General features: G+C 72.5%; 23 protein-coding genes and 1 tRNA gene. 12 read left to right on the top strand and 12 right to left on the bottom strand.

The window, feature by feature from the left end:
* Positions 1 to 15: 15 nt before the first annotated feature.
* The gene (locus ACYF6T_RS37740; protein WP_461702325.1) at positions 16 to 795 is read right to left on the bottom strand and encodes a TerD family protein; all 780 of its coding nucleotides are present in this window, start codon (positions 793 to 795) and stop codon (positions 16 to 18) included.
* A gap of 187 nt (positions 796 to 982) precedes the next feature.
* Here ACYF6T_RS37740 and ACYF6T_RS37735 point away from each other — a divergent pair, with 187 nt between their 5' ends.
* Genes ACYF6T_RS37735 through ACYF6T_RS37725 form a run of 3 tightly spaced genes read left to right on the top strand, consistent with a single transcriptional unit; the run spans position 983 to position 5,585 of the window.
* Positions 983 to 2,149: an HpcH/HpaI aldolase/citrate lyase family protein gene (locus ACYF6T_RS37735; protein ID WP_461702323.1), complete on the top strand. Its 1,167-nt coding sequence runs from the start codon at positions 983 to 985 to the stop codon at positions 2,147 to 2,149.
* A gap of 23 nt (positions 2,150 to 2,172) precedes the next feature.
* On the top strand, positions 2,173 to 4,779 hold the full coding sequence (locus tag ACYF6T_RS37730; RefSeq protein WP_461702321.1) for a phosphoribosyltransferase: 2,607 nt from the start codon (positions 2,173 to 2,175) through the stop codon (positions 4,777 to 4,779).
* Positions 4,779 to 5,585, top strand: a complete 807-nt coding sequence (locus ACYF6T_RS37725; protein WP_461702319.1) for an HAD family hydrolase — start codon at positions 4,779 to 4,781, stop codon at positions 5,583 to 5,585. Before ACYF6T_RS37730 ends, ACYF6T_RS37725 begins: the two co-directional genes overlap by 1 nt.
* 78 nt (positions 5,586 to 5,663) lie before the next feature.
* Here the strand turns inward: ACYF6T_RS37725 and ACYF6T_RS37720 are convergent, their stop codons facing one another.
* A complete protein-coding gene (locus ACYF6T_RS37720) occupies positions 5,664 to 5,882 on the bottom strand; it encodes an FmdB family zinc ribbon protein (protein WP_461702317.1) in 219 nt (72 codons plus the stop codon).
* 141 nt (positions 5,883 to 6,023) lie between these two features.
* On the opposite strand from ACYF6T_RS37720, the gene ACYF6T_RS37715 reads away from it, so the two are divergent.
* From ACYF6T_RS37715 to ACYF6T_RS37705, 3 genes are read left to right on the top strand one after another with little or no spacing between them, the layout of a single operon-like run.
* On the top strand, positions 6,024 to 8,060 hold the full coding sequence (locus tag ACYF6T_RS37715; RefSeq protein ID WP_461702315.1) for a transglycosylase domain-containing protein: 2,037 nt from the start codon (positions 6,024 to 6,026) through the stop codon (positions 8,058 to 8,060).
* A 49-nt stretch (positions 8,061 to 8,109) separates the two neighbouring features.
* Positions 8,110 to 9,402 carry a polysaccharide deacetylase family protein gene (locus ACYF6T_RS37710; protein ID WP_461702314.1) on the top strand — a complete coding sequence of 431 codons (1,293 nt, stop codon included), beginning with the start codon at positions 8,110 to 8,112 and terminating at the stop codon, positions 9,400 to 9,402.
* A 29-nt stretch (positions 9,403 to 9,431) separates the two neighbouring features.
* Positions 9,432 to 10,559, top strand: a complete 1,128-nt coding sequence (locus ACYF6T_RS37705; RefSeq protein ID WP_461702312.1) for an amidase domain-containing protein — start codon at positions 9,432 to 9,434, stop codon at positions 10,557 to 10,559.
* A gap of 6 nt (positions 10,560 to 10,565) precedes the next feature.
* Here ACYF6T_RS37705 and ACYF6T_RS37700 read toward each other — a convergent pair whose 3' ends face one another.
* Both ACYF6T_RS37700 and ACYF6T_RS37695 read right to left on the bottom strand, forming a co-directional pair.
* Positions 10,566 to 11,942: a hypothetical protein gene (locus ACYF6T_RS37700; protein WP_461702310.1), complete on the bottom strand. Its 1,377-nt coding sequence runs from the start codon at positions 11,940 to 11,942 to the stop codon at positions 10,566 to 10,568.
* A gap of 82 nt (positions 11,943 to 12,024) precedes the next feature.
* Positions 12,025 to 12,795: a DUF4097 family beta strand repeat-containing protein gene (locus ACYF6T_RS37695; RefSeq protein ID WP_461702308.1), complete on the bottom strand. Its 771-nt coding sequence runs from the start codon at positions 12,793 to 12,795 to the stop codon at positions 12,025 to 12,027.
* A gap of 395 nt (positions 12,796 to 13,190) precedes the next feature.
* On the opposite strand from ACYF6T_RS37695, the gene ACYF6T_RS37690 reads away from it, so the two are divergent.
* Positions 13,191 to 13,262: transfer RNA gene (locus ACYF6T_RS37690), tRNA-Val, on the top strand.
* Between the two features lie 58 nt (positions 13,263 to 13,320).
* Here ACYF6T_RS37690 and ACYF6T_RS37685 read toward each other — a convergent pair.
* Genes ACYF6T_RS37685 through ACYF6T_RS37675 form a run of 3 tightly spaced genes read right to left on the bottom strand, consistent with a single transcriptional unit; the run spans position 13,321 to position 15,264 of the window.
* On the bottom strand, positions 13,321 to 13,647 hold the full coding sequence (locus tag ACYF6T_RS37685) for a hypothetical protein (RefSeq protein ID WP_461702307.1): 327 nt from the start codon (positions 13,645 to 13,647) through the stop codon (positions 13,321 to 13,323).
* Positions 13,631 to 14,635, bottom strand: a complete 1,005-nt coding sequence (locus tag ACYF6T_RS37680) for a DMT family transporter (RefSeq protein ID WP_461702305.1) — start codon at positions 14,633 to 14,635, stop codon at positions 13,631 to 13,633. Before ACYF6T_RS37680 ends, ACYF6T_RS37685 begins: the two co-directional genes overlap by 17 nt.
* Positions 14,632 to 15,264, bottom strand: a complete 633-nt coding sequence (locus ACYF6T_RS37675) for a TetR/AcrR family transcriptional regulator (RefSeq protein ID WP_461702303.1) — start codon at positions 15,262 to 15,264, stop codon at positions 14,632 to 14,634. Before ACYF6T_RS37675 ends, ACYF6T_RS37680 begins: the two co-directional genes overlap by 4 nt.
* A 192-nt stretch (positions 15,265 to 15,456) precedes the next feature.
* Between ACYF6T_RS37675 and ACYF6T_RS37670 the strand changes: the two genes are divergently transcribed.
* Positions 15,457 to 16,083, top strand: coding sequence for a GNAT family N-acetyltransferase (locus tag ACYF6T_RS37670; protein WP_461702301.1), 627 nt, complete (start codon positions 15,457 to 15,459; stop codon positions 16,081 to 16,083).
* On the opposite strand, the gene ACYF6T_RS37665 is transcribed toward ACYF6T_RS37670, so the two are convergent.
* Positions 16,073 to 16,987 carry a ketopantoate reductase family protein gene (locus ACYF6T_RS37665; RefSeq protein ID WP_461702337.1) on the bottom strand — a complete coding sequence of 305 codons (915 nt, stop codon included), beginning with the start codon at positions 16,985 to 16,987 and terminating at the stop codon, positions 16,073 to 16,075. The genes ACYF6T_RS37670 and ACYF6T_RS37665 overlap by 11 nt on opposite strands.
* 94 nt (positions 16,988 to 17,081) lie before the next feature.
* Here ACYF6T_RS37665 and ACYF6T_RS37660 point away from each other — a divergent pair, with 94 nt between their 5' ends.
* Entirely contained in the window at positions 17,082 to 17,306 is a 225-nt protein-coding gene (locus ACYF6T_RS37660) for a DUF2277 domain-containing protein (protein ID WP_461702300.1), read from the top strand.
* Between the two features lie 27 nt (positions 17,307 to 17,333).
* Here the strand turns inward: ACYF6T_RS37660 and ACYF6T_RS37655 are convergent, their stop codons facing one another.
* The 3 genes from ACYF6T_RS37655 to ACYF6T_RS37645 form a co-directional block, all read right to left on the bottom strand.
* On the bottom strand, positions 17,334 to 17,951 hold the full coding sequence (locus ACYF6T_RS37655) for a DedA family protein (RefSeq protein ID WP_461702298.1): 618 nt from the start codon (positions 17,949 to 17,951) through the stop codon (positions 17,334 to 17,336).
* A gap of 221 nt (positions 17,952 to 18,172) precedes the next feature.
* Positions 18,173 to 19,810, bottom strand: coding sequence for an alkaline phosphatase D family protein (locus ACYF6T_RS37650; protein ID WP_461702297.1), 1,638 nt, complete (start codon positions 19,808 to 19,810; stop codon positions 18,173 to 18,175).
* A 103-nt stretch (positions 19,811 to 19,913) separates the two neighbouring features.
* The gene (locus ACYF6T_RS37645; protein ID WP_461702296.1) at positions 19,914 to 20,558 is read right to left on the bottom strand and encodes an HNH endonuclease family protein; all 645 of its coding nucleotides are present in this window, start codon (positions 20,556 to 20,558) and stop codon (positions 19,914 to 19,916) included.
* 398 nt (positions 20,559 to 20,956) lie between these two features.
* Between ACYF6T_RS37645 and ACYF6T_RS37640 the strand changes: the two genes are divergently transcribed.
* Both ACYF6T_RS37640 and ACYF6T_RS37635 read left to right on the top strand, forming a co-directional pair.
* Positions 20,957 to 21,538 carry a TMEM165/GDT1 family protein gene (locus tag ACYF6T_RS37640; protein ID WP_461702295.1) on the top strand — a complete coding sequence of 194 codons (582 nt, stop codon included), beginning with the start codon at positions 20,957 to 20,959 and terminating at the stop codon, positions 21,536 to 21,538.
* Between the two features lie 181 nt (positions 21,539 to 21,719).
* Positions 21,720 to 22,385, top strand: coding sequence for an HAD family hydrolase (locus tag ACYF6T_RS37635; protein WP_461702294.1), 666 nt, complete (start codon positions 21,720 to 21,722; stop codon positions 22,383 to 22,385).
* A gap of 215 nt (positions 22,386 to 22,600) precedes the next feature.
* Here ACYF6T_RS37635 and ACYF6T_RS37630 read toward each other — a convergent pair whose 3' ends face one another.
* Entirely contained in the window at positions 22,601 to 23,626 is a 1,026-nt protein-coding gene (locus ACYF6T_RS37630) for a peptidoglycan-binding domain-containing protein (RefSeq protein ID WP_461702292.1), read from the bottom strand.
* Between the two features lie 183 nt (positions 23,627 to 23,809).
* Between ACYF6T_RS37630 and ACYF6T_RS37625 the strand changes: the two genes are divergently transcribed.
* The gene (locus ACYF6T_RS37625) at positions 23,810 to 25,870 is read left to right on the top strand and encodes a DHA2 family efflux MFS transporter permease subunit (RefSeq protein ID WP_461702290.1); all 2,061 of its coding nucleotides are present in this window, start codon (positions 23,810 to 23,812) and stop codon (positions 25,868 to 25,870) included.
* Positions 25,871 to 25,872 lie beyond the last annotated feature (2 nt).

The following is a 25,872-nucleotide window of genomic DNA, read 5'->3' as shown; positions in this document are numbered from 1 at the left end:
CTCGGGGCGTTCCCCTTACCGTCCGATGAACTGCGGGCCCTGCGGCGGCAGGCGGAAGTCCGGGTCCGGGGCCGCCGTCGCCGGGATCGGGGACGGGTAGCCGTAGCCCCCCTGCTGGGAGGTGTGCGGGTAGCCGTACGCCGGCTGGGTGGTCGCCGGCTGCTGGGGGTAGCCGTACGACGGCTGCGGCGGGACCGCCGTGGGCTGCTCCGGGGGCAGCGGCTGGGCCTGCGGGGCCGGGGGCGGCTCCTCCGACTCGTCGACCGAGATGCCGAAGTCGGTGGCCAGGCCCTTGAGCCCGTTGGTGTAGCCCTCGCCCAGCGCGCGGAACTTCCAGCCCTCGCCGCGGCGGTAGAGCTCGCCGCAGATCAGCGCCGTCTCCTCGCCCGTCTCCGGCTTGATGTCGAACGACACCAGCGCCTCGCCGTCGGCGACCCGGGCGTCGTACAGCAGGATGCGCAGTCCGGGTACGCGGTCGAAGGGAACGTCCTCCGCCGATGCGACCAGCAGAATCCGGCTGACGTCACTCTCGACTCCGGCCAGATCTGTCTGGATCGTGTCGGTGGGGCCCTCGGCGACACGCTTCTTGCCGAGCCACCAGATCTTCCCGGACGGATGCCGGGGCTGGTTGTAGAAGACGAAGTCCTCGTCGGAGCGCACGCGGCCGTCGGGGCCGAGGAGCAGCGCGGAGGCGTCGACGTCCGGCACCCCCTGCCCGGGCGTCCAGCGCAGCACGGCGCGTACCGTGGAGGCTTCGAGCGGGACGTTCGACCCCTTCAGCATGGCGTGCGTCATGCGGTCATCCTGCCCTCTCGGTCCTGGTCACGACAACGCGGGGGGCCACAGCTCAACACGGTTGTGCCGGCGGGCGTTACCGGAAATTCATGCCCGGCGGGAACCCCTGACATGAGCCGGTACGTACTATTACCGGCCACCTGTTTCTCGTATTCCACAGGCTTACCTTGCGCCACGGGGGAGTTCCATGCGTCATTTCGGGCACATCGCCCCTGAGGTGCGGCAGCGCCTCTTCCACCAGGAGCCGTGCGAGTTCGGCGCGGACTCCCCGGCCCGGCTGCTGTCCGCGGCCCTGGGCGCCACGCTCTACAGCCCGGCCACCCGGCCGCGGCTCGCCGACGACGTCGTCAAACAGGCGCGGGCCGGCGTGGTCTCGATGGTGCTGTGCCTGGAGGACTCGATCAACGACGCGGACGTGGTGGCGGGCGAGGAGAACCTGGTCCGCCAGTTCGCCGAGCTGGCGGCCCGGGAGAGCGAGGGCCTGCCCCTGCTGTTCATCCGGGTCCGCACGCCCGAGCAGATCCCCGACCTGGTCGGCCGCCTCGGCGCCACGGTCCGGCTGCTGAGCGGGTTCGTCTTCCCGAAGTTCACCGAGGAGCGCGGCATCCCCTTCCTGGAGGCCCTGGCCTGCGCCGAGGCCACCGCCGGCCGGCGGCTGTTCGCCATGCCGGTCCTGGAGTCGCCCGAGCTGCTCTACCGGGAGTCGCGCGTGGAGACCCTGGAGGGCATCTTCCGCGCCGTCGACAAGTACCGCGAGCGGGTGCTCGCGCTGCGCCTGGGCGTGACCGACTTCTGCTCCTCCTACGGGCTGCGCCGGGCCCCCGACATGACGGCGTACGACGTCCAGATCGTCGCCTCCGTGATCGCCGACGTGGTCAACATGCTCGGCCGCGCGGACGGCACCGGGTTCACCGTCACCGGGCCGGTGTGGGAGTACTTCCGGGTGCCGGAGCGCATGTTCAAGCCGCTGCTGCGCACCAGCCCCTTCCTGGAGGGGCAGGCGGTCGAACTCCGCGAGAGACTGATCGAGCACGCCATGGACGGGCTGCTGCGGGAGATCACCCTGGACCACGCCAACGGTCTGCTGGGCAAGACCTGCATCCATCCCACCCACGTCCTGCCCGTGCACGCGCTGTCCGTGGTCAGCCACGAGGAGTTCAGCGACGCCGCGGACATCCTGCGGCCCGAGCGGGGCGGCGGGGGTGTGCTGAGGTCGGCGTACACGAACAAGATGAACGAGGTGAAGCCGCACCGCGCCTGGGCCGAGCGCACCATGCTGCGGGCCGAGGTCTTCGGCGTCGCGAACGAGGACGTCAGCTTCGTGGACCTGCTCGCCGCCGGAATACCGGGCTGAGCCCACTTCACCACTAGGGACGCATGAACAACGCAGTGAACAACCGGGTCTGGTCCGGCAGCTGGGTCGCCGAGCGGCTCGGCGTCGAACTCGTGGGCGACGACAGCCTGACCGAGCTGCTGGGGCTGGCCCTGCGGCGCAACCCCAAGCGGGCCCACCTGCTCGTGTCCAACGTGCTCGGCAAGCACGTACCGCAGTCGCCGTCCGTGGTCTACGGCCACGGGGTCGCCCTCGGCCGCCGGGTGCGGGAGCTGCTGGGCGCCGAGGAGGCGGGCAGGGCGGTGGTCCTCGGGTACGCGGAGACGGCGACCGGGCTGGGCCACTCCGTCGCGGACGGCATCGGCTGCGCCCCCTACCTGCACTCCACCCGCCGCCCGGTCCCCGGCGTCGCCCCGGCGGGCGGCTTCGAGGAGTCCCACTCCCACGCGACGTCCCATCTGCTGCTGCCGGCGGACCCGGGGCTCCTGGCGGGGGACGGCCCCCTGGTCCTGGTGGACGACGAGTTCTCCACGGGCAACACGGTGCTCAACACCGTGCGCGACCTGCACGCGAGGTACCCGCGGCGCCGGTACGTGGTGGTGGCCCTGGTCGACATGCGCTCGCCGCGGGACGCGGGCCGCCTGGAGGACTTCGCGAGGGAGATAGGCGCCAGGGTCGACCTGGTGGCGGCTGCCTCGGGGACGGTACGGCTGCCGGAGGGGGTGCTGGAGAAGGGGCGGGAACTGGTGGCGCGGTACGAGGCGGAGGGTGCCGCGGGGGATACATCGTCGTCTGCGGGCTCGCGGGGGCCTGTCGCGCGGTTCCCCGCGCCCCTTCAGGGCGTTGCCCCTGAGGCCGACGTCAGCCGTGCCCCCCTGGGGGCGCGGGGCTGTATCGACTCTGCGGCGACCGCCGCGTGGGCGCGATCAACCCCCACCGACCTGCACCCGGCAGACGACCGCACCCGGCAGACGTGCAGCCGCGTCGACCTGCACTGGCCCCCCGGCCTCCCCGACGGTGGTCGCCACGGCTTCACGCCGGGCCACCGCACCCGCCTGGAAACCGCCCTGCCCGCCATGGCCGCCCGCCTCGCCGAGGCACTCCCGGCCGGCGCCCGCCGCGTGCACGTCCTCGGCTTCGAGGAGCTGATGTACGCCCCCCTCCGCCTCGCCCGCGAGCTGGAGCAGATCACCGAGGCCGAGGTCCGCTACTCGACCACCACCCGCTCACCCGTCCTCGCCGTGGACGACCCCGGTTACGCGATACGCAGCCGCATCACCTTCCCCGCGCACGACGACCCCGCCGACGGCCCCGGCGAGCGCTACGCCTACAACATCGCCGGCGCCGGCTTCGACGCCGTCGTCGCCGTCGTCGACTCCGCCGCCGACACCCCCGAACTGCACGCCCCCGACGGCCTGTTGGCCCAGCTCGCCGCCCACACCCGGCACGTCCTGCTCGCGGTCGTGCCGTCGTACGTTCCCGAAAGGCCCCCCATGCTCCCCGAGCCCCTCCGCGGCCCCGCCTTCTCCTCGTACCCGCCCGACGAGGTCGGCTGGCTGCTTCAGGACCTCTCGGACGTCACGCTGGAGGCGCCGACCGAGGAGCGCGAGGAGGCCATCCAGAGCGGCGGCGCGCACTACGCGGAGTCGCTGCCGGTGGAGTACCAGCCGAGCGAGCAGTACCAGGAGCTGTTCCACGCGGCCCTGGAGACGACCGCCGCCCGCCTCGCCCAGGCCGTCGGCGCGGTCACCGAGGTCGTGCTCGCCGAGCGGTCGCCCCGGCCCGTCCTCGTCTCCCTCGCCCGCGCCGGCACCCCGGTCGGCGTCCTGATGCGCCGCTGGGCCCGCTTCCGGCACGGCCTCGACCTGCCGCACTACGCCGTCTCCATCGTCCGCGGCCGCGGCATCGACGCCAACGCCCTGCGCTGGCTGGCCGCCCACCACGACCCCGCCGACGTCGTGTTCGTCGACGGCTGGACCGGCAAGGGCGCCATCACCCGCGAACTGGCCGACGCCCTGGCCGAGTTCGAGGCGTCCGACGGGATCACCGGCTTCGACCCGGAGATCGCGGTCCTCGCCGACCCGGGCTCCTGCGTGCGCACCTACGGCACCCGTGAGGACTTCCTCATCCCCTCCGCCTGCCTCAACTCCACCGTCTCCGGCCTGATCTCCCGTACGGTCCTGCGCGCGGACCTCGTCGGGCCCCACGACTTCCACGGCGCCAAGTTCTACCGCGAACTCGCGGGCGCGGACGTCTCACTGGACTTCCTCGACGCCGTCGCCGCCCGCTTCCCGGAGGTCGCGGACGCGGTGGACGCCCGGGCCAAGGAGCTGCTGTCCGAGGACCGCACGCCGACCTGGGAGGGCTGGGCCGCCGTCGAGCGGATCAGCGAGGAGTACGGCATCCACGACGTCAACCTCGTCAAGCCGGGCGTCGGCGAGACCACGCGCGTGCTGCTGCGCCGGGTGCCCTGGAAGATCCTGGCCCGGGCCGGGGCGGGCGCCGACCTGGACCACGTACGGCTGCTGGCCGAGCAGAGAGGGGTTCCGGTCGAGGAGGTCGCCGAACTGCCGTACACCTGCGTCGGGTTGATCCATCCGAAGTACACGCGCGGGGCGACCGGCGCCGACGGCCGGGCGGTGAACGCCTGATGCCGGTGCTGGTGGCGAGCGACCTCGACCGTACGCTGATCTACTCCCCGGCGGCCCTCGCGCTGACCATGCCGGACGCGCGGGCCCCCCGGCTGCTGTGCGTGGAGGTGCACGAGGGCAGGCCGCTGTCGTTCATGACGGAGACCGCGGCCGGGCTGCTGGGCGAACTCGGCGACGCGGCGGTGTTCGTGCCGACGACGACCCGCACGCGCAAGCAGTACCTGCGCATCAACCTGCCGGGCCCGGTCCCGACGTACGCGATCTGCGCCAACGGCGGCCACCTCATGGTGGACGGCGTCTCCGACCTGGACTGGCACGCGCGGGTCACGGCCCGGCTGGCGGACGAGTGCGCCCCGCTGGACGAGGTCCGCGAGCACCTGCTGGCCACGGCCGACCCGGCGTGGGTGCGCAAGCACCGGGTCGCCGAGGACCTGTTCGCCTACCTGGTCGTGGAACGCGAGCTGCTGCCGGAGGAGTGGGTCAAGGACCTCGCGGTGTGGGCGGAGAACCGCGGCTGGACGGTCTCCCTCCAGGGCCGCAAGATCTACGCCGTCCCGAAGCCCCTCACCAAGAGCGCGGCGATGCGGGAGGTCGCCCGGCGCACGGGCGCCGAACTGACGCTGGCCGCGGGCGACTCCCTGCTCGACGCCGACCTCCTGCTCGCGGCGGACCGGGGCTGGCGCCCGGGCCACGGCGAGCTGGCGGACGCGGGCTGGACGGCCCCGGAGATCACCGCGCTGCCGGAACGCGGCGTGCTGGCGGGCGAGCGGATCCTGCGCGAGTTCCTGAAGGCGACGCGCGGCTAGGTGTGCTGCGAACGTCCCGCCTGCCCCGCGACGCCCGGCACGCCCTTCGGGCGGACGACGGTGCTTTCGCAGCAGGCGCTAACCGCAGCATCCTCCGCCGCAGCACCCGCCCCCGCCGCCCGCCCTGGGCGCGGGTGCGGGCGCCGACGCGGAAGTGCCCACCGCCACCGTCGACAGCAGCTTCACCGTGTCGTCGTGTCCGGCGGGGCACGTCGCGGGATCGGAGGACTGGACCATCGGCCGGCTCAGTTCGAACGTGTCACCGCACGTCCGGCAGCGGTACTCGTAGCGAGGCATGACACCAGGTTAACCGCCGCCCGCTCGCGTCAAGTGTGACCGAAATCCCACGCCCGCCATGTTCTGAACTGAGCGGAATGTGATCGTCCTTGTGGGGTTCCTGTGTGGAGATGATGCGAAGATCATTGATAACTTTCGACGGTGACCGGCAAGCGAACCGGCCGTGCGACTGACCACCGCCGGCCACGCCGCCGACGGGCGGCGCCGAAGCGGTCTCCCTGGGGGAAGTGGTTCCCGCACGCCCGTACGGTGCTGCGTCGCTTACGTCCCGCCTACCCCCGCCCCGGCCGCACCGGCTGGCGCCGCTGGCTGCCCTCCTGGCGCCAGTGGCTCGGCGGTCTCCTGGGCGCCGTCGGCCTGTCCGCCCTCTTCCTGGTCGTCGCCTACGCCGCCACCGACATACCGCGCAACCTCAACGCGTACGCCACCCAGCAGGACAACGTCTTCTACTGGTCCGACGGCACCCCCATGGCCCGCACCGGCTGGGTGCAGCGGCAGGAGATGCCGCTGAAGGACATACCCCAGGACGTGCGGTGGGCCGTGCTCGCGGCCGAGAACGAGAGCTTCTACTCCGACCCCGGCATCTCCTTCAAGGGCCTGACCCGCGCGCTGTGGCGCACGGTCGGCGAAGGGGACACCGAGGGCGGCTCGACCATCACCCAGCAGTACGTCAAGAACGTCTACCTGACGCAGAACCAGACCGTCAGCCGCAAGTTCACCGAGGCGATGATCGCCCTCAAGCTCGACAACCGGATGAGCAAGGACAAGATCCTCGAGGGATACCTCAACACCAGCTGGTTCGGCCGCGGCACCTACGGCATCCAGCGCGCCGCCCAGGCCTACTACGGCAAGGACGTCACCCACCTGAACGTCAGTCAGGCCGCCTTCCTCGCCTCCCTGCTGAAGGGCGCCGGACTGTACGACCCCACCCTCTCCAAGGCCAACCACCAGCGCGCGGTGGAACGCTGGTCCTGGATCCTCGACCGCATGGTCAAGATCGGCAAGTTGTCGCCGGCCGAGCGCGCCACGTACACGAAGTTCCCCGAACCGCTCAAGACCGCCCGGGTCTACGACACCGGCAAGCAGAGCGACTACCTGGTCGAACTCGCCCAGCAGTACGCCAAGAAGGCCGCGCACATCTCCGACAAGCAGTTCGACCTCGGCGGCTACCAGGTCTACACGACCTTCGACCGCGAGAAGGAGACCGCGCTCACCGACGCCGTCACGAAAGCCCGCAAGCAGGCGAAGAAGGACGACGCGAAGGCCGCGCGCACCGTGCACTACGGCGCCGCCTCCGTCGCCACCGACGGACGGATCCTCGCCGTCTACGGCGGCCCCGACCACCGTACGCAGGGCTACAACGAGTCCAACGCGGCCACCGTGCAGGCCGGTTCGGCCTTCCTGCCGTTCGTCTACGCGGCCGCCCTGGAACACGGCGTCACCAAGACCCGCGGCGGACCCACCACCCAGGTCACCCCCCAGACCGTCTACGACGGCGACGACGGCCTCGCCGTCACCACCCCCGAGGGCCTGTACTTCGACCGCAGCGGCAAGCAGATCGTCACCCACAACGAGGGCGGGAGGTCCTACGGCCCCATCAGCCTCGGCAGAGCCCTCGCCCTGTCCGTGAACACGCCGTTCATGCAACTCGGCATGGACACCGGCCTGGACAAGGTGCGCGAGACGGCCGAGGCATGCGGACTGCTCGCCTCCAGCATGGGCGCCCAGGTGCCCGCCCTCTCCCTGGGCAGCTCCACCCCCAGCGCCATCCGCATGGCCGGCGGCTACGCCACCTTCGCCGCCGGCGGCAGACACACCGAGCCGTACTCGGTGCGCCGGATCACCCGCAACGGCAGCAAGGTCGCGCTGGCCACCCCCAGCGCGCACCGGGCGGTCGGCGCCCGGGTCGCCGAGGAGGTCTCCCAGGCACTCACCGACGCCCTCGACACCGCCCACCCCGGCCTCTCCGCCCCGTCCGCGGCCGGCAAGTCCGGCACCACGGCCGACGACACCGCCGCCTGGTACGTCGGCACCGCCGCGTCCGTGTCGACGGCCGTCGTCGTCTACCGCATGGACCTGGCCAAGTCCCTGGAGCCGTTACCGCTCAAGGGCATCGCCGGCACCTCCGCCGACGACGTCCCGTACGCCGTCTGGGCGCACGCCACGGGCCTCGACTGACCCCGGGGCCCCGCACACCCCCCACCCCCCTCGCAGAATGAGCACCCGCATGCTCCGAACGAAGTCGCCCACCGGCCGGCGCCGCAAGACAGGCGCCGACCGCCGCCCCGCCCGCCCGGAGGTCCGGACCCTGACCGCCTTACTGGTGGTGGCCTCCGTCGTCGCGGGCTTCCTCGTCCTGACCCGCCCCGACCACACCGCGCCCGCCGCCTCCGCCACCGGCCGCTCCGGCGCCACCCCCAAGGCGAGCAGGGAACCCGCCTGGGACGGCAGGACCAAGGTCCTCGGCGACGGCTCCACCTCCTACACCGGCCCCCAGCCCGAGCAGTTGAAGGCCGAGCCGCTCAAACCCGGCGAGAAGCCACCCCAGTTCGTCGTCTTCTCCTGGGACGGCGCACTGGAGGGCAGCGACCACCTCTTCTCCCACTACCGCGAGCTGGCGAAGAAGTACGACGCCCACATGACCTTCTTCCTCACCGGCATCTACCTCCTGCCCAAGAGCAAGAAGACCCTCTACCACCCGCCGCGGAACCCGCCCGGCTCCGCCGCCATCGACTACCCCACCGACGAGCACATCCGCACCACCCTGGAGCAGCTGCGACTGGCCTACGAAGACGGCGACGAGATCGGCACCCACTTCAACGGCCACTTCTGCGACACCAAGACCAGCGGCAAGTACTGGAGCGCCGACGACTGGAAGCAGGAGATCGACCAGTTCTACTCCCTCGTGGAGAACTGGAAGACCAACACCGGCTTCACCGACATCCCCGCCCTGCCCTTCGACTTCAAGAAGGAGGTCGTCGGCGGCCGCGCCCCCTGCCTGGAAGGCCAGAAGAACCTGCTCAAGGTCGCCAAGGACTACGGCTGGCGCTACGACGCCTCCTCGCCCGGCGGCTTCCAGATCTGGCCCGCCAAGAAGAACGGCGTCTGGGACTTCCCCCTGCAACTGCTGCCGTACGCCGACGCCGACTACCAGGGCCTGTCGATGGACTTCAACTTCCTCTACAACCAGTCCGACGGCGAGACCGACGGCAACCCCGCCGACTACCCGCAATGGGAACAGCAGACCGTGGCCTCCTACATGAACGGCTTCAACCGGGTCTACTACGGCAGCCGCGCCCCGCTGTTCATCGGCAACCACTTCGAGGACTGGAACGGCGGCATCTACATGAAGGCCGTCGACCAGGTCATCGAGAACGTCTGCACCAAGAAGGACGTCAAGTGCGTGTCCTTCAAGGAACTGGCCGACTGGCTGGACGTGCAGAAGCCGGAGACCCTGGAGCGGCTGCGCAGCCTGGACCCCGCGCAGTCGCCTGCCGACTGGTCGACGGTCGTGAAGTGAACCACCCCCCACCGCAAGGAGAACACCCCGTGAGACCCAGCAACACCGGCACGCGCAGAGCCCGTTGCACGGCCGTCGCCGCGCTGTCCCTGTCCGCCGCCGCCCTGCTCCCGCTGCCCGCTGCCCACGCGGCCACCGCGCCCGCCCCGACCGCCGCCTTCGGGCGGATCGCCGACGCCGTGCTCACCGACCGCACGGCCGCCCTCGTCGACGGATCCGCGGTCGCCCGTACGGCGCTCAAGGCCACCGGCGGCATCCAACTGGCCGCCGCCCAGGCCAAGTACGAGACCTCCACCGTGAGCGCCCTGCACGGCACCCGCGACCGGCTCGCCGCGCTCGGCGAGGCCTACACCGACGCCGACACCCAGGTCACCGTCGACAGCACCCGGCTGCGCGGCCGCACGGCCACCGTCCGCGTCACCGAGCACACCACGCTGACGTACGCGAGGATACGCGGCGACGAACCCCCCACCACGGGCTTCACCGCCCACCACGAACTCACCTTCACCGCCGGCCCGGACGGCACCTGGCAGCTCACCCGCGAACGCCTCACCGACAAGGGCCCGCGCCCCGTCAACGAACCGGCGCCCGCCACCGCCGTACGGCCCGGCGCCGTCATCGACGCCCCGAAGTCGGCCACCACCTACCCCGCCCCGGCCGCCCCCAAGAACCTCGGCAGCGGGACGACGTACGACTACACGGCCATGGCCGCCTACGCCGAGAAGTACTGGAAGACCTACAACACCGCCTACCGCCGCTACAACAGCGCCGGCGGCGACTGCACCAACTTCCTCAGCCAGTCCCTCTACGCCGGCGGCTGGAAGCAGGTCACCACCTCCGGCGAGGACTACGGGACGTGGTGGTCCGGTTCGTCCTCCGACTCCGACACCTGGATCGGCGTCAACGAGTGGTCCTGGTTCACCCAGACGGCCAAGCGGACGACCGCGCTGGCCAACGCCTACCAGATGGACATCGGCGACGTGCTGCAGATGGACTTCGACAAGGACGGCTCGAAGGACCACTCCATGATGACCACCTACCGCAGTTCCAGCGGGGTGCCCTATCTGACGTACCACGACACCGACACCTACCGGCGGTCGCTGTCCAGCCTGATCGCGTCGTACCCGAACGCGGCGTACTACGCCTACCGCAGCTAGCGGCCCTCAGGGCGTGGTCGCGCCCCGCTCCTCCCGGATCTGCGCGACCACTCGCGCCACCGTCTGCCGCACCGCCTCCGTCTCCGTGAGGAAGTGCCAGTAGTCGGGGTGGCGGCCCTCCAGGCCGGCGATCGCCCGGTCCAGTCGTGCCACCGAGTCGTCCAGCGGACGCGCATGACGCGGATCGGGCGTCGTCCGGCCCGCCATCGCCAGACGCTGCGCGTCCCGGATCGCGAACCGCGTCCGGTCGATCTCCTGCTGCGGGTCCTTCTGCACGGCGTTCAGCCGCTCCAGCCGGTCCCGGGCCGCCGACACCGACTCGTCGGTCGTGTTCAGCAGCGCCCGCACCGTCGACAGCAGCGCCGTCGCGTCCGGCCAGCGCTGCGCGTCGCGGGCCGCCTGCGCCTCCTTCAGCTTCAGCTCGGCCTGCCGTACGTTCTCGACGGCGTGCTCCGGCACCTGTTGCAGGTCCTGCCAGCAGGCGGCCGTGAAACGCCGGCGCAGCTCGCTCAGCACCGGCTCGACCTGCCCGGCCCGGGTCGTCAGCGCCTGCGCGCGCGTCCGCAGTGACACCAGCCGGTGGTCGATCTCCGCGGCCCGCTCCGGCAGCCGCTCGGCCTCCGCCCTGATCGCCGCGGCCTCCCGCGCCACCCGCTCGGCCCGCTCCAGCGTCTCCGGCACCCCGTGCTGCCCGGCGCCCTGGTTCAACCTGGTCAGGTCGGGGGAGAGGGCGGCGAGACGCGCCGCGAGATCGTCCGCCTTCAGCCCCGAACCCCGCACCGCGTCCAGGGCGTTCGACGCGGCCAGCAGCCCCTGCCGGGCCCGCTCCACGGCCGGCGCCACCCGCGCCAGCTGCGTCTCCGCCTTGCCCAGCAGCGGCCCGAGACCCTCGCCGAAACGGTCCAGTTCCCGCTTGACGTTCGCCAGCTCGTCCTTGGCCCGGGTCAGCTCCGTGCGCGCGTGGGCCGCGACCGACGCCTCCAGGTCGTCGCGGTCGAGGTCATGGGCGTCGACGGCCTCGATGTAGGCGCGGCTGGCCTCGTCCACGCGCCGGCCCAGCGCCTCGAAGTCGGCGGCGACACGCCGGGCGGCGGGCGAGTCGTCCACCGCCATGATCGTCTCGATCGAGATCCGCAGATCCCGCTGGGCGGTGTCCAGCTCGTAGAACGCGGCCGCCGCATCGTCCTTCGCGGCCTGCGCCTGGGCCCGCTGGCTCTCGGCCCGCCCGCCGAACCAGCGCCGGGTGCCGCCGCCCGCGAACGCGGCGGGCAGCGCCAGCGCGGCCAGCACGGGCAGCGCGACCAGAGTGAGAGCGTCCGCGAACGCCTGGCGGGGTGCGCGCGGCACCGACGGCGAGTACGGCTGCGATCGTGTCGCCGTCACATCCCTCTCCCGTGCTGTTCATCCGTCCAGGCGGGTACCGGATTTCATTCTCCCACCCGTAGAGGACGAACACACGGGCCGGTCAGTTCGCCGTGCGCAGAGTGATCCCGCCGTCGGCGGTGCGGGCGGAGACCACGTGCGCGCTGGCGCGGTCCGCGGGCACGGACACGGAGACCGATCCGTCGCCGGTGCGGGTGCTCACCCGGTAGGCGGCCCGGGGCAGGGTGAGGGTGACGGAGCCGTCGCGGCTGCGGGAGTCCACGAGATCCGGTACGGCGCCGAGTTCCAGCCGTACCGACCCGTCCGCGGTCTCGGCGCGCACCCGCCGCGAGGACACCTCGGCACGCACGCTTCCGTCGCCGGTACGGACGTCCAGCGGGCCGGAGGAGTCGGTGACGCGCACGGACCCGTCGGCCGTACGAATGCTCAGCGCGTCCTCGAACCCCCGCGCCCGCACACTCCCGTCGCCGTCCTCGACCTTCACGGTGATCCCGCGCGGCACCTCGATGCGGTGCCTGGCCGCGCAGTCGGCGACCACACCGGAGCAGCGCATCCGCAGCTTCAGCCGGTCGTTCTTCATCGACCAGCTCACCTTCGGATCGGCCCCGATGGCGACGGTCCCCTGGAACCACCGGGTCACCTCCACCCGCCCGGCCTGGTTCCCGTCAGCGGCGACGATCTCCAGCGCGGAGTCGTCGGAGTCGACGGTGAGCGTCCGCCCCTGCAACGCGAACGCCCGGTGATCGGGATCCTTGTCGTCCCCCGCGGACGCCCCACAGGCACTGGTACCGCCGACGAGCGCGACGGCGACGACCCCGAGCACCACCCGGGCGACGTTACTGCGACTGACCATGAAGATCTCCCCCTGAACCGGACCACGAACCCACAGTCGACGGTAGGAACACCGACGCTCCAGGGGCATCCGGGGGACTCCCGGATCAAGGGTGGGGATAACCCCCGAGTTCGCCTGAGGGGCATCGGACCGACCAGGCCGGACCGGACGCTCACGGGCGTGAGGGACCCCGCCCCCGCTTGCCCGGACCACGGACGCGATCCGTGTGCGCCGGAAGCGGAGCGAAAGCGGGCGACCAGCGTGCCCAAGACCACTCGGGGCACGCGGCCGAGCATGCATCCTGCAGACGGGACGCACCTCCGCTCGGTCCACAGGAATGCGGCTGCCTCCTGCCCGGCCCCTGATACGGGTTTGCAGGAGAGCGCCCCGGGCAATGTAGTCTGTCGACCTGTCCCGGGTGCGTAGCTCAGTGGTAGAGCGCCTGCCTTACAAGCAGGATGTCGGCGGTTCGAAACCGTCCGCGCCCACCGGAAGAGAACCTGAGACGAGGACCCCGGCCATTGGTGGCCGGGGTCCTCGTCGTTGTCAGTCCTCGTGTGCGTGCTTGAGCTTCATGCGGGCGTCCACGCGGTCGGCGCCTGTGACGTCCGTCCAGAAGCGGTGGGTGGTGACGAAGACGGCGAGTTCGTGTTCGCGTCGGCGGAGCTTCTCGACCTCGGCCTGTTCGTCGGGTGTCCAGCCGGGTGAGGCGGGGCGTTCCACCTTGCGCCAACCGCCCTCGTCGCTGAACCCGTCCAGCGGCTCGACCGACCAGGGAAGCCGTTTGAGCAGGGCCGACAGCTCGGCCCGGACCTGATGCAGCTCCTCCTGACCGGCGAGGAGGTCACTCGGAAAGTCATAGGTCGTTGCCACGACGCAATGATACGCCTGTTCGATTTTGGGATGCGAGTGTCTTCGAGGGGTTCACGCGAACGGGTCGGCGCCGCCCGGACGCGGGAGCCGTGAGGACGGTGAGGCAGACCAGGATGAGTGCGACGCCGGTCCAGCCGACGGCGGACAGGCGCTCGCCGACCACCGCGACGGCGAGGACGGCCGCCACCGCCGGTTCCAGCAGCGAGAGCGTGGTGGCGGTGCTGGCGGGCACGTGGGCGAGACCCCAGCCGAACAGGACGTACCCGGCGAACATGGGGACCAGCGCCATGTACGCGCCGACGGCCGCGTTCGACCAGGAGCCGGCCAGCGGGGCGCCGGTCGTCAGCAGGACCGGGACGAGCAGCAGCCCGCCGAGCCCGAACACCGCGCCCATCGCCGCGCGCGAGGGGATGCCGCGGGTGATGAGCCGGTGCGCGGCCCAGGAGTAGAGGGCGTAGGTCGTGGCGGCGACCAGGCCCAGGCCGACGCCCAGGAGTGTGGTGGCGGTCGACGCCCGCTCCGTGTCGTCCGAGGCGTGCGCGGCCTGGGCCAGGCACAGCAGGACCGTGCCGAGCAGGCCGAGGGAGGCGGCGAGCATCCAGCGGCGGGTGAGCCGGTGGCCGTCCAGGACGCGTTCGATGAGCGTCGAGGCCAGGGGAGCGGTGCCGAGCGAGACGACGGTGCCCGTGGCGACGCCGGCCAGGTGCATGGACGTGTAGAACGCCAGGGGGTAGACCGCCACGGAGGCGGCGCCGAGGAGCACCGTGCCGCGCCGGTCGCGCAGCCGGGCGGTGTTGCGGGTGATCTGCCGGGTCGCGGCGAGGGCTTGGAGGAGTCCGCCGACGCCCATGGCCACGGCGCCGATGGCGAGCGGGCCCACCGCCGGCGCGAAGGTGGCGGCCGTGCCCGTCGTCCCCCACAGCACCGAGGCCGCCAGCACGCACAGCGCCCCCGTCCCGGCCCGCCGGCCCCGCCCCGCGCCCGTCACAGGCGGTCCAGCAGGGCCGCCGCGAGGGAACGGGCGTGGAGGAGGCGTTCGCCGTCGCCTTCCAGGCCGGCTCGGGCCATCGCGCCCTCCAGCAGGAAGGACAAGTGCTCGGCGAGCGCGGGGACTTCGGCGGGGCGGGTGGGCAGCAACCGCTCCAGTTGTCCGGCGAGCAGGCGCTCGACCTCTTCCTTGTGTGCGCGGACGACGGCCCGGCCCTCGTCGCCGGCCGGCAGTTCGGCGGCGGCGTTGAGCAGGCCGCAGCCGCGGAACCCGTGCTCGTAGGCGAAGGCCGCGTGGTCGGCGTACGCGTCGAAGACCGCCAGAACGCCCTCGCGCGGACCCGTGGCCCGCTCCAGCCGTGCACGGTACAGACCGAGCCACTCCTCGTGCCGGGCGTACAGGTAGGCGCGGACCAGGTCGGCCTTGGAGGAGAAGTTGTTGTAGAGGCTCATCTTCGCCACGCCGGCGTCGGCGGTGATCGTGTCGATGCCGGTCGCGGCGACGCCGTCGGCGTAGAAACGGCGGGCCGCGGCGGCGAGCAGGCGCTCGCGGGCGGGGCGCCGCCGCCCCTTGGGCGTCGTCTCGGCCGTCTCGGTCGTCTCGGTCGCGTTCTCGGCGGTGTCGCTCATTCGGGCATCCAGATTAGGTAGGTCGGTCTACCTAGATTAGCCGAACGAGCCGCGGACGGGTCGCAAACGAAGCGGCGGTGGAGTCGCGGACGCGTCTTATGAGGCCCCGTCGCCTGTCCCTCGGCTACGTCCTCGCCCCGCTCGCCGCGAGCGCCGGGGGCGTTGTCAGACCCTCCCCCTACTCTGAGGAGCATGAGGAGCACGGACGGGGAGAAGAGCGCCGGGACAGGCGCGGCGAAGGGCGAGCGGGTGCTGCTGGTGCCCTGGGCGGAGGGGGACTCGTGGCTGCTGCGGAGGACCAACAGCCCTGAGATGACCGCGCATCTGGGCGGACCCGAGAGCGAGGAGAAGCTCGCGTCCCGGCACCGGCGCTACCTGGCGCTGGAGCCGGGGTGCATGTACCGGGTCGCGCTCGCGGGAGGCGGGGAGGGCGCGGACGCCGGGGCGAGCGGGGACAGCGGGGTGGTTGCGGAGACCGGGGTGAGCGGGGAGACCGTCGGCTCCATCGGGTTCTGGGAGCGGGAGTGGCGGGGGGAGACGGTCTGGGAGACCGGCTGGGGGGTGCTGCCCGAGTACCAGGGGCGCGGGCTGGCGGCGGAGGCGGCCCGCGCGGTCATACGGGCGGCGCGGGCCTACGGCGGTCACCGGTACCTGCACGCCTTCCCGAGCGTCGACCACGCGGCGTCCAGCGCGGTCTGCCGCCGGGCCGGGTTCACCCTCCTCGGCACGGCCGACTTCGAGTACCCCAAGGGCCACTGGATCACGTCGAACGACTGGAGGGTGGATCTGGAGGCGCCGGCGGACGAGCTCACGGCGTAGAGCCCCCCGAGGCCGTCCTCACCTGCCCGACCACCTGGGCCGTCACCGGCACCGCCACCCCGTGCCGCTCGGCCGCGCGCAGCAACGCGCCCCCGATCGTGTCCAGTTCGAGCGGCCGGCCGGCCTCCGCGTCGCGCTGCATGGACGACTTGGTCTGCGGCGGGAAGGCGTCGTAGCGTGCCAGCGCCTGGGCCGGGTCCGCCGGTGCGCCGCACGCGCGGCTGACCGCGGCCGTCTCCGCCACCAGGGCCGTCAGCTCCGCGCGGTGCCGGGTGCGCACGTCGCCCAGCGGCAGCCCGTACCGCGTGGTGAGCAGGGCGAACGGCGCCAGGAACGCCATCTTGGCCCACAGCGCCGCCGTCTCGTCGGCCAGGACGCGGGTCGTCGGACCGGCGGCGTCCAGGGCACCCGCCAGGGCGTCCAGGCGGGCGCGGTCCACGGGGTCGCCGGCCAGGTCGACCTCGGCGAAGGGGCTGCCGTGCTCGATCACGCCCGGCGCGACGCGGGTGGACTCGACGCGGATGACGGCCGGGGCGACGAGGTCGGGACGGTAGCGGGCGCGCAGGAGGGCGGGGTGTTCGACGCCGTTGAGGAACGGCACGAGGAGGGCGTCGCCCAGCGCCCGCGGCGGCACGCGGTCGAGTGCCGCGTCGAGCGTCGTGTGCTTGACGGCGACCAGGCAGGCGTCGACCCGCTCGCGCAGGACGGTGTCGGCCTCGACGCGGGCGGTGAAGTCGCCGTAGAGACCGCTGCGCACGCGTACCCCGTCCTTGCGCAGGGTTGCGGCCGTGTCCTCGCCGGCCAGGCAGATCACGCGGTGGCCGGACCGGGAGAGCAGCCCGGCGAGCAGTCCGCCTATGCCGCCCGGACCCAGGACGGCCACGGTGAGTTCGTCGTTCGCCATGATGTACGGCATCCCTTCGTCGGTCGGCCCCGCACTGGTGGCCGCCTGCAACCGGATCATGCCAGGCGCCGGGGAGATGCGTGAGACTGGTCTCATGTGCCGGAGCATCAAGACACTGCGCCCGCCCGCGTTGCCCGAAGAGGCGACCGAGGACGAGATCAGGGCCGCCGCCCTGCAGTACGTGCGGAAGGTGTCCGGCTTCCGGGCACCCGCCGCCCACAACCGGGAGGTGTTCGACCGGGCCGTCGCCGCCATCGCCGAGGCCACGGCGGAACTGCTCGACGGTCTGGAGATCAGGGGACAGAAGACGAGCGCCTGAGGGCGGGGGACGACGCCGGGCCGGCGCTCAGGACGCCGGTGCCTTGCCCGGCCGCCGCATCACGTACGCCGCCCCCGCGCCCGCCCCGAACAGCGCCAGCAGCGACACCGCGGTCGCCAGCCAGGTCGTGCCCAGCCACTGGCCGCCGAAGTAGCCGAGGGCGACGCTGTACGCGGCCCAGGTCAGGCCCGCCAGGGCGGACCAGGGCAGGAAGTCGCGGGCGCGGCGGTGCGCGGCGCCCGCGCCGAGGGAGACGACCGAGCGGCCGGCCGGGGCGAAGCGGGCGAGGATGACCAGGGCGCCGCCGCCGCGGGCCAGCGCCGCGCCGAGACGTTCCTGCGCGCTGGTCAGCCGGCGGGAGCGGGCGATCGCGCTCTCCAGGCGCTCGCCGCCCCGCCAGGCCAGCCGGTAGGCCACCAGGTCACCGAGGACGGAGGCGGTGGCCGCGCACAGCGTCAGCTCCAGGATGTCGGGGACGGCGTGCGGCACCTCGCCGGTCGCCGAGCCCGCGGCCGCGGCCGTGGCGGCCGTGATCACCAGCACGCCGCTGGGCAGGACCGGCAGGAACACGTCCAGCAGGACCGACAGCGCCACCATGGCGTAGATCCAGGGGCTGCCTGTCAGCGCCCCCACACTCTCCAGCACCGCGTACTCCCCGAAACTCCCCCGTGGGCCGGACCGTGCCGCGACGCGCGGGGGAGCGGCAGGGCGGCCATGAACAGCCATACAGCGTACGCCCGAGGTGTGACAGGAGATTCACGGGGGGCGCATGCGGCCCGCACGGCAACTTCACCCGGTTGACCCGGCACCCCCGACCCGGCACCCCGCCCCGGCCCCGGTCCCGGCCCCGGCCCCGGCGTCCGAGGTCAGACGGCGTCCGCCGGCGTCAGCGCCGACTCCTGCACGGTCCTCAGCGTCCCGTCCGCCCGGGCCTGTTCCAGCCGGAGCCGGGCCGAACGGCCCTTCAGGGTGAGCGTCATGAGCTGGTTGCCGAACCAAGGTCCCCCCGTCTTGCGCCACTTGACCGGCGGGCGCGGGCTGCGCGTGTGCCACGCGAACCGGCGGCCCAGGGCGCGGGCGACGGCGCTCCAGCCGAAGCGGAAGCCGAGGCGGATCGACAGGGGGATGGAGTTGTGGACCGGCGAGCAGGTCAGTTGCAGCACCCGCGCGTCCGGCTCCCCCTCGGTCCAGCTCGGCTCGGCCACGTACGCGTGGTGCACGTCCCCCGACAGCACCAGGACGCTCGCCGGCGCCGAAGGCCCCGTGCCCACCTCGGCGATCAGCCGGGCCAGCCCCGCGAAGGAGGCCGGGAACGCGGCCCAGTGCTCCAGGTCGGCGCGCCGCCGCAGATCCTCACCGAACCGCGCCCAGCGCGCCCCGCGTTCACCCCGGCACAGGGCCGCGTTCCAGGTCTCGGCGTCGTGCACCAGGTGCGGCAGCAGCCAGGGCAGGGAGGTGCCGACGAGGAGATGGTCGTACGACTCCCGCTCCCGCAGGGCCTGTTCGCGCAGCCACTCGCTCTCGCCGGCATCGAGCATCGCCCGGTTCTCCTCGTCCAGCACCCGCGCCGCCCGCGTGTCCACCATCAGCAGCCGCACGCGGCCGAAGTCGCGGCGGTAACTCCAGCGCACCGAGGCCGGATCGGTGTCGGCCTTGACGGCGAAGGCGCGCAGCTCGTCGGTGCCGTCGGGGAGCCGGCGGACCGCCGCGTACAGCGGGTCGGCGGCCAGCTCGGCCGGTGAGAGGTTGCCGAGGTGCTGGTGGACCCAGTACGACATCAGTCCGCTCAGCAGCCGCTCCCGCCACCACGGCGTGGCCCGCACGTCCTCCAGCCAGGCGGCGGAGGTGTTCCAGTCGTCGATGACGTCGTGATCGTCGAAGATCATGCAGCTGGGCACGGTGGACAGCAGCCAGCGCACCTCCGGGTCGAGCCAGGACTCGTAGTACAGGCGCGTGTACTCCTCGTAGTCCGCGACCTGGCTGCCCGGCGGGTCCCGCAGGTCGCGCCGCGCGGCCAGCCAGCGGCGGGTGGCGTCGGAGGTCTCGTCGGCGTACACCTGGTCGCCCAACAGCAGCAGGACGTCCGGGCGTTCGCCGTCCGGGGCGGTGGCGACGCGGGCCGCCAGGGTGTCCAGGGCGTCGGGGCCGACCGGGTCCTGCTCGTCGGTGGGCGGCGCGGCCCAGCGGCAGGAGCCGAAGGTGACGCGGACCGCGTCGCCGGGCGCCGGGACGCGGATGACGGAGGGCGGGAAACGGGAGTCGGGCAGCGGCCACACGCGGACGCCGTCCAGCAGGACCTCGTACGGGGTCGCCGTCCCCGGCGTGAGGCCGTCGACCGGCACCAACGCGTAGTGGTGACCGGCGACTTGGAAGGTGCGCGCCGCGCCGTGCGCGCCGTCCGCGCACCGCACCTCGGCGACGGAGGGGCGGCTCGACTCGACCCACACGGTCGCGGACGAACCGTCGGCATACCTCAACAGGGGTCCCAGGCGCAGCTCGGCCACGGTGATCGCCTCCTCCGTCGCCCCGTACGGTACGGAACGACGGAGGTGAGCGGGGAGGTCCCTGACGTAACGATCAGCAGTCGGCAGGTCGGCAGTGAGCCGGTCAGCAGTTCGCGAGGTAGCTCTGCAGTGCCGACTTCTCCGCCGAGTCGACCGAGAGGTCGTAGTAGTACTTCACCTGCACCCAGGCGCGCACGTAGGTGCAGACGTAGGCCGACCGCGTGGGCACCCACTCGGCCGGGTCGTCGTCGCCCTTGGAGCGGTTGGAGCTGGCGGAGACGGCGATCAGCTGGGGCCGGGTGACGTCGTTGGCGAAGGCCTGGCGCTGGGCGGTGGTCCACGCGTCGGCGCCGGAGTCCCACGCCTCGGCGAGCGGCACGACGTGGTCGATGTCGAAGGTGCTGGGGTCGGTCGTGGTGACGCCGTCGTACTGCGAGTACCAGCTGCCGCTGGTGGCGGTGCAGGCGGAGTTCACGGTGACGCTCGTGCCGTCGCGCTTGATGACGTACTCGCGGGTGTTGCAGGTGCCGGAGATCGTGATCCAGGTCGGGAACAGGTCGCGGTCGTAGCCGGTGCGGTCCTCGGTCGCGACCGTGAGGGAGGCGAGGTAGGTGCGGGCGGTGGCGGCGCTGACCGGGGTGGGGAGGGCGGCGGAGGCGGTGGGGCCGTTGAAGAGCGCGACCGAACCTATGAGTCCGGTGAGCGCCGCGAGTATGCTGAGCCGTCGACGCGCGTAGAACTTCGGCATGCGAACTCCCTTGGGGTGTGGGGGCGTTGGAGGGTGAGCGAGGGAATGCTCGCGACGCCTCGTTGCGGGGAGGTGTGCGGACGGTAAGAAGTTAGTGACGTGACCATGTCAAGTCCAGACCGGGGGCGGGACTTTCGTCCGTGCCGGACCGGTGTGGGCGTCACGTACCATGGACGGCGCAGAAGGGGAGTAGCTCTTCGCCGGACCGTCGACATACTGCTCAGCTCGTCTGAGCCGGCGCCCGGAGGCGGGTCCCTCGTGGACCCCGCCAGCGAGACCTTCGGCAAGCAGTGCACGCCCGTGCCCACCGGCGCGGGCGCCCAGTGTGCTGCCGTGCCGAGGTGTCGTCATCGCAAGCAGCGAGCTCTCGGTGGGGCAGCCCGACCGATTGAGGACCCTTGATCAGCATCACCGTCACGGCGCTCGTCTTCGGCGTCGTCTTCCTCGCCGAGCTCCCGGACAAGACCGCCCTCGCCGGCCTCGTCCTCGGCACGCGCTACCGCGCCTCGTACGTCTTCGCGGGCGTCGCCGCCGCCTTCGCGCTGCATGTCGCGCTCGCCGTGGCGGCCGGCAGCGTCCTGACCCTGCTCCCGCAGCGCATCGTGCACGCCCTCACCGGCGTGCTGTTCCTGGCCGGCGCGGCGGTGCTGCTGTTGAAGCGGGACGAGGACGAGGAGGAGATCCGCAAGCCGGAGAACCAGTCCTTCTGGAAGGTCGCGGGCGCCGGGTTCATGCTCATCCTCGTCGCCGAGTTCGGCGACCTCACGCAGATCATGACCGCGAACCTCGCGGCCCGCTACGACGACCCGCTCTCCGTGGGCCTCGGTGCCGTGCTGGCGCTGTGGGCGGTGGCCGGGCTCGGCATCGTCGGCGGAAAGGCGCTGATGAAGCGGGTTCCGCTGGCCCTCATCACCAAGGTCGCGGCGCTGCTGATGCTGGGGCTCGGGGTGTGGAGCCTGTGGGAGGCCGTGAGCGGCTGAGCTGAACGGTGAGTGAACTGTCGCCGGGACCGGTGGCGGATACGGCCCGTCTTTTGTACCGTAGAGAAACAAAGTGGCTCCCGCCCGTTTTCCCTGACCGGCGGGCGGGGCCGCCTTGTCCCCGCCGGGAGCTGCCCGCGCCCCCGTCGCCCCGTCTGCCCTTCGCGCCCTGGAGCTGCCGATGACGGTCACCACCGTGCCCACCGTCCTCACCGCCCGCGCCCTCCTGCTCGACATGGACGGCACCCTCGTCAACTCGGACGCCGTCGTCGAACGCGTCTGGCGCCGCTGGGCCGACCGGCACGGGCTGGACGGGGACGAGGTCATGAAGGTGGTGCACGGCCGGCAGGGCTACGCCTCCATGGCGCTCCTGCTGCCCGACCGCCCCATGGAGCAGAACCATGCGGACAACGCCCGCATGCTCGCCGAGGAGACCGCCGACACCGACGGCGTCGTCGCCATCCCCGGCGCCCCCGAGTTCCTCGCCTCCCTGCGCGGGGTGCCGCACGCCCTGGTGACCTCGGCGGACGTCGCCCTGTCCACGGCGCGGATGGCCGCGGCCGGGCTCGACCTGCCCGACGTGCGCGTCACCGCCGAGTGCGTCGGCGCCAGCAAGCCCGATCCCGAGGGCTTCCTCAAGGGCGCGGCGGAACTGGGCGTCGAGCCGGAGGACTGCATCGTCTTCGAGGACTCCGCGGCCGGCATCCAGGCCGGGCGTGCCGCCGGGATGCGGGTCGTGGGAGTGGGGCCGCGGGCCGACTTCCACGAGCCGGACGTGGTGGTGCGGGATCTGCGCCAGGTGCGGGTGGAGAAGGTCGGGGGCGGGGTCCGGTTGTACGTGGGGTGACGGCTTGCGTTTGGGTGACGGCTTGGGCGTGGGGTGACGGCTTGCGTTTGGGTGACGGCTTGGGCGTGGGGTGACGGCTTGCGTTTGGGTGACGGCTCGTACGCCGGGTGACGGCTTGCGTTTGGGTGACGGCTCGTACGCCGGGTGACGGTTTGTACGTGGGGTGACCGGCGGCGGAGCCTTGGCTGCGCGCCTTGTTCGGGCGCCCTGGAGGCTCAGGGTTCCCGTGTCTCCGACTCCAGGCGGGCCCGCGTGGTCGCGCCGTACACGCCCGGCTCGTCCTGGGTGATGCCCCGGGCCTGCTGGTAGCGGGTCACCGCGTCCTCGACGCCCTCGTTGTAGTGGCCCTGCGCCTTCTTCGTGTAGAGGCCGAGCTGGGTGAGCCGCAGTTCGAGCTCGACGACCTCGGGGCCGCTGTCCCCGCGGCGCAGCACCGGCGCGGCCGACTGGGTGCCGGCGTCGGTCTCACGGATCGTGCCGGTCGCCGTGACCGTCGACGGGGTGACGGCCGGGGACTTCGAGTCACTCGGCGTCGCCGACGCGCTCGGCGTCGAGGGCGTCGCCGACGGGGAGGCGCTCGACGTCGCGGGCGCCGGCACGGTCGTCGGCGCGGCGGACGCCGTCTTGTCGGCGGTACGCCGGGACGCCGCGCTGGTCGTCGCGTCCGGGACGCTCGCCCGTACGTCGTCCGGAAGCGCCGTGTTACGGGTCGGGGTGTCGTAGGAGAACAGTCCGCTGGCCAGTCCCGCCGCCGAGACGACCGCGACGACGGCTCCACCCGCGGCGAGCAGGACGGCGCGGGGGCGGCGGGTGCGCGACGGGCGGGGAGGGGTGACGTCGTGGCGGGGGGCTGCGGCGTCGGGGTCGCCGTCGGTGTCGGGGCCGGCGTCGAACAGGCTCAGGTCCTGCGCGGCCGGGTTCCTGGTCGGAGGGGCCAGGGGGGTCGGCAGGCTGGGGACGGCGCGCAGAGGCATCGTCGCGTCGGGCGCGGGCATGGGCTCGGGTGCCGGCGGGGGCGGGGGCGTGGGCGCTGAGGTGGGCGTCGGTCCCGTTGTCTCCGACTCCAGTTCCACATACGGACGTATCCGCAGCGGATCGAAGTCCTCCGCCGCTGCCGCCTCCGCCGTACGGGCATCGCGCAGGGCGTCGGACGCCCGCTGCGCGCACGCGCACGACGGTGTGTTGTCGGCGGCTCTCGGCGCACCGCACTCCGGGCACAGGCGGCCGTTCGGCTCCGTCACGTGATCGTCCCCTCCCTTCGCGTCCCCTCGCGAACTCCAGAGATTATGCAGATCTCCTCCACGCCCTCTCCCGGAAGCCCCCGGAACAACGGCTTCCAAACGGACTCGACAGGCCATAACCGGGCACACCGGCCACGATGGGAGTGTCACCACACCCTCAGGTGCCACCTTCAGGAGGTCTCCATGGCCGCGAGCACGCACGCCGGCCCGGGGGACGTGCGGGACACGCCGGGCACACCGGACACGCACGTCTCCGGCAACGTCCTCGTCTCGATCGGCGCGCTGCTGCTGGGCATGCTGCTCGCCGCGCTCGACCAGACGATCGTGTCGACCGCCCTGCCGACGATCGTCAGCGACCTCGGCGGCCTGGAGCATCTGTCGTGGGTCGTGACCGCCTACCTGCTGGCCTCCACCGCCGCCACCCCGCTGTGGGGCAAACTCGGTGACCAGTACGGGCGCAAACGGCTGTTCCAGACGGCCATCGTGATCTTCCTCGTCGGCTCCGCGCTCTGCGGCATGGCGCAGAGCATGGGCCAGCTCATCGCCTTCCGGGCGCTGCAGGGGCTGGGCGGCGGCGGGCTGATGGTGCTGTCCATGGCGATCGTCGGGGACCTGGTCCCGCCCCGCGAACGCGGGCGCTACCAGGGCCTGTTCGGCGCCGTCTTCGGCGCGACCAGCGTGCTCGGGCCGCTGCTGGGCGGGTTGTTCACCCAGCATCTGAGCTGGCGGTGGGTGTTCTACGTCAACCTCCCCGTCGGTGTCGTCGCCCTCGCCGTGATCGCGGCCGTCCTGCGCATCCCGCGCCGGACCGCGCGCCACGTCATCGACTACCTCGGCACCGTCCTCATCGCCGCCGTCGCCACCTGCCTCGTGCTCGTCGCCTCCCTCGGCGGCACCACCTGGGGCTGGGGCTCACCGCAGATCGTCACGCTGGCCGTGGCGGGCGTCGTACTGGCGGTCGTGTTCGTGGCCGTGGAGCGGCGGGCGGCCGAACCCGTCCTGCCCATGCGGCTGTTCCGCATCCGCACCTTCACCCTGTCCGCCGTCATCAGCTTCATCATCGGCTTCGCCATGTTCGGCGCGATGACCTACCTGCCGACCTTCCTCCAGGTCGTCCACGGCGTCACCCCGACCATGTCCGGCGTGCACATGCTGCCCATGGTCTTCGGGCTGCTGCTGTCGTCCACCCTCTCCGGCCAGATCGTCAGCCGCACCGGCCGGTGGAAGGTGTTCCCCGTCGCCGGGACGGGCGTCACCGCGTTCGGGCTGCTCCTGCTCCACCAGTTGGACGAGAACAGTTCGACCGCCGAGATGAGTTCCTGCTTCCTCGTGTTCGGGCTGGGGCTCGGGCTCGTCATGCAGGTGCTGGTGCTCATCGTGCAGAACGCCGTCGCCTACGAGGACCTCGGCGTCGCCACCTCGGGCGCCACCTTCTTCCGGTCCATCGGAGCCTCGTTCGGCGTCGCCGTCTTCGGCACCGTCTTCGCCGGCCGGCTCGGCGACAAGCTCACGGACGCGTTCCGGGCGCTGGCGGCGCGCGGGGTACGGCTGCCGGACGGGGTGAGCGTGGAGGGGCTGACGTCCGATCCGCGGGGGATCGGGGCGCTGCCGGACGCCCTGCGGACGGTCGCGCTGCACGCGTACGCCTCGTCCATCACCGACGTCTTCCTGTACGCCGCCCCCGTCGCCCTGCTCGGGTTCGTCCTGGCCTGGTTCCTCAAGGAGGACCGGCTGCGCGGCTCCGTCACCGCCCCCGACGTCACCGAGACCCTCGCCAGCAATCCCGTCGAACGGTCGTCGTACGACGAGGTGTGCCGTGCGCTGTCCGTGCTGGGCACGCGCGAGGGGCGGCGCGAGGTGTACCGGGAGATCACCGCGCGGGCCGGCTACGACCTGCTGCCCGGGGCGAGCTGGATGCTGCTGCGGATGCGCAGGCACGGCTCGCTGGAACCGGGAACGCTCGCCGAGCGCACGTCCGTGCCGCTGGAGGCGGTACTCGCCGCCTCCCGGCAGGTGGAGGAGCGGGGGCTGGCCGTACGGGAAGGGCTGGAGCTGACGCTGAGCGCGGAGGGACGGGTCGTCGCCGAGCGGCTGGCCCGGGCGCGGGAGGAGTCGCTGGGGGAGTTGCTGGGGGACTGGTGGGGGGCGGGGCGGCCCCGGGATCTGGAGGCGTTGGTGCGGGAGTTGAGCGGGGAGTTGTGTGGGCGGGTGGGGGAGAGGGGGTGGGTGGGGGAGAGCGGGTGAGA

It is taken from the genome of Streptomyces sp. 7R007 (assembly GCF_054850255.1).
This window is presented reverse-complemented; position numbering and strand designations above follow the sequence as displayed.

What these genes read in the sequence shown, in the direction of transcription:
- ACYF6T_RS37740 (WP_461702325.1), bottom strand. Translation starts at nt 795, where the DNA reads ATGACGCACGCCATGCTGAAGGGGTCGAACGTCCCGCTCGAAGCCTCC.
- ACYF6T_RS37735 (WP_461702323.1), top strand. Translation starts at nt 983, where the DNA reads ATGCGTCATTTCGGGCACATCGCCCCTGAGGTGCGGCAGCGCCTCTTC.
- ACYF6T_RS37730 (WP_461702321.1), top strand. Translation starts at nt 2,173, where the DNA reads ATGAACAACGCAGTGAACAACCGGGTCTGGTCCGGCAGCTGGGTCGCC.
- ACYF6T_RS37725 (WP_461702319.1), top strand. Translation starts at nt 4,779, where the DNA reads ATGCCGGTGCTGGTGGCGAGCGACCTCGACCGTACGCTGATCTACTCC.
- ACYF6T_RS37720 (WP_461702317.1), bottom strand. Translation starts at nt 5,882, where the DNA reads ATGCCTCGCTACGAGTACCGCTGCCGGACGTGCGGTGACACGTTCGAA.
- ACYF6T_RS37710 (WP_461702314.1), top strand. Translation starts at nt 8,110, where the DNA reads ATGCTCCGAACGAAGTCGCCCACCGGCCGGCGCCGCAAGACAGGCGCC.
- ACYF6T_RS37695 (WP_461702308.1), bottom strand. Translation starts at nt 12,795, where the DNA reads ATGGTCAGTCGCAGTAACGTCGCCCGGGTGGTGCTCGGGGTCGTCGCC.
- ACYF6T_RS37675 (WP_461702303.1), bottom strand. Translation starts at nt 15,264, where the DNA reads ATGAGCGACACCGCCGAGAACGCGACCGAGACGACCGAGACGGCCGAG.
- ACYF6T_RS37670 (WP_461702301.1), top strand. Translation starts at nt 15,457, where the DNA reads ATGAGGAGCACGGACGGGGAGAAGAGCGCCGGGACAGGCGCGGCGAAG.
- ACYF6T_RS37665 (WP_461702337.1), bottom strand. Translation starts at nt 16,987, where the DNA reads ATGGCGAACGACGAACTCACCGTGGCCGTCCTGGGTCCGGGCGGCATA.
- ACYF6T_RS37660 (WP_461702300.1), top strand. Translation starts at nt 17,082, where the DNA reads ATGTGCCGGAGCATCAAGACACTGCGCCCGCCCGCGTTGCCCGAAGAG.
- ACYF6T_RS37645 (WP_461702296.1), bottom strand. Translation starts at nt 20,558, where the DNA reads ATGCCGAAGTTCTACGCGCGTCGACGGCTCAGCATACTCGCGGCGCTC.
- ACYF6T_RS37635 (WP_461702294.1), top strand. Translation starts at nt 21,720, where the DNA reads ATGACGGTCACCACCGTGCCCACCGTCCTCACCGCCCGCGCCCTCCTG.
- ACYF6T_RS37625 (WP_461702290.1), top strand. Translation starts at nt 23,810, where the DNA reads ATGGCCGCGAGCACGCACGCCGGCCCGGGGGACGTGCGGGACACGCCG.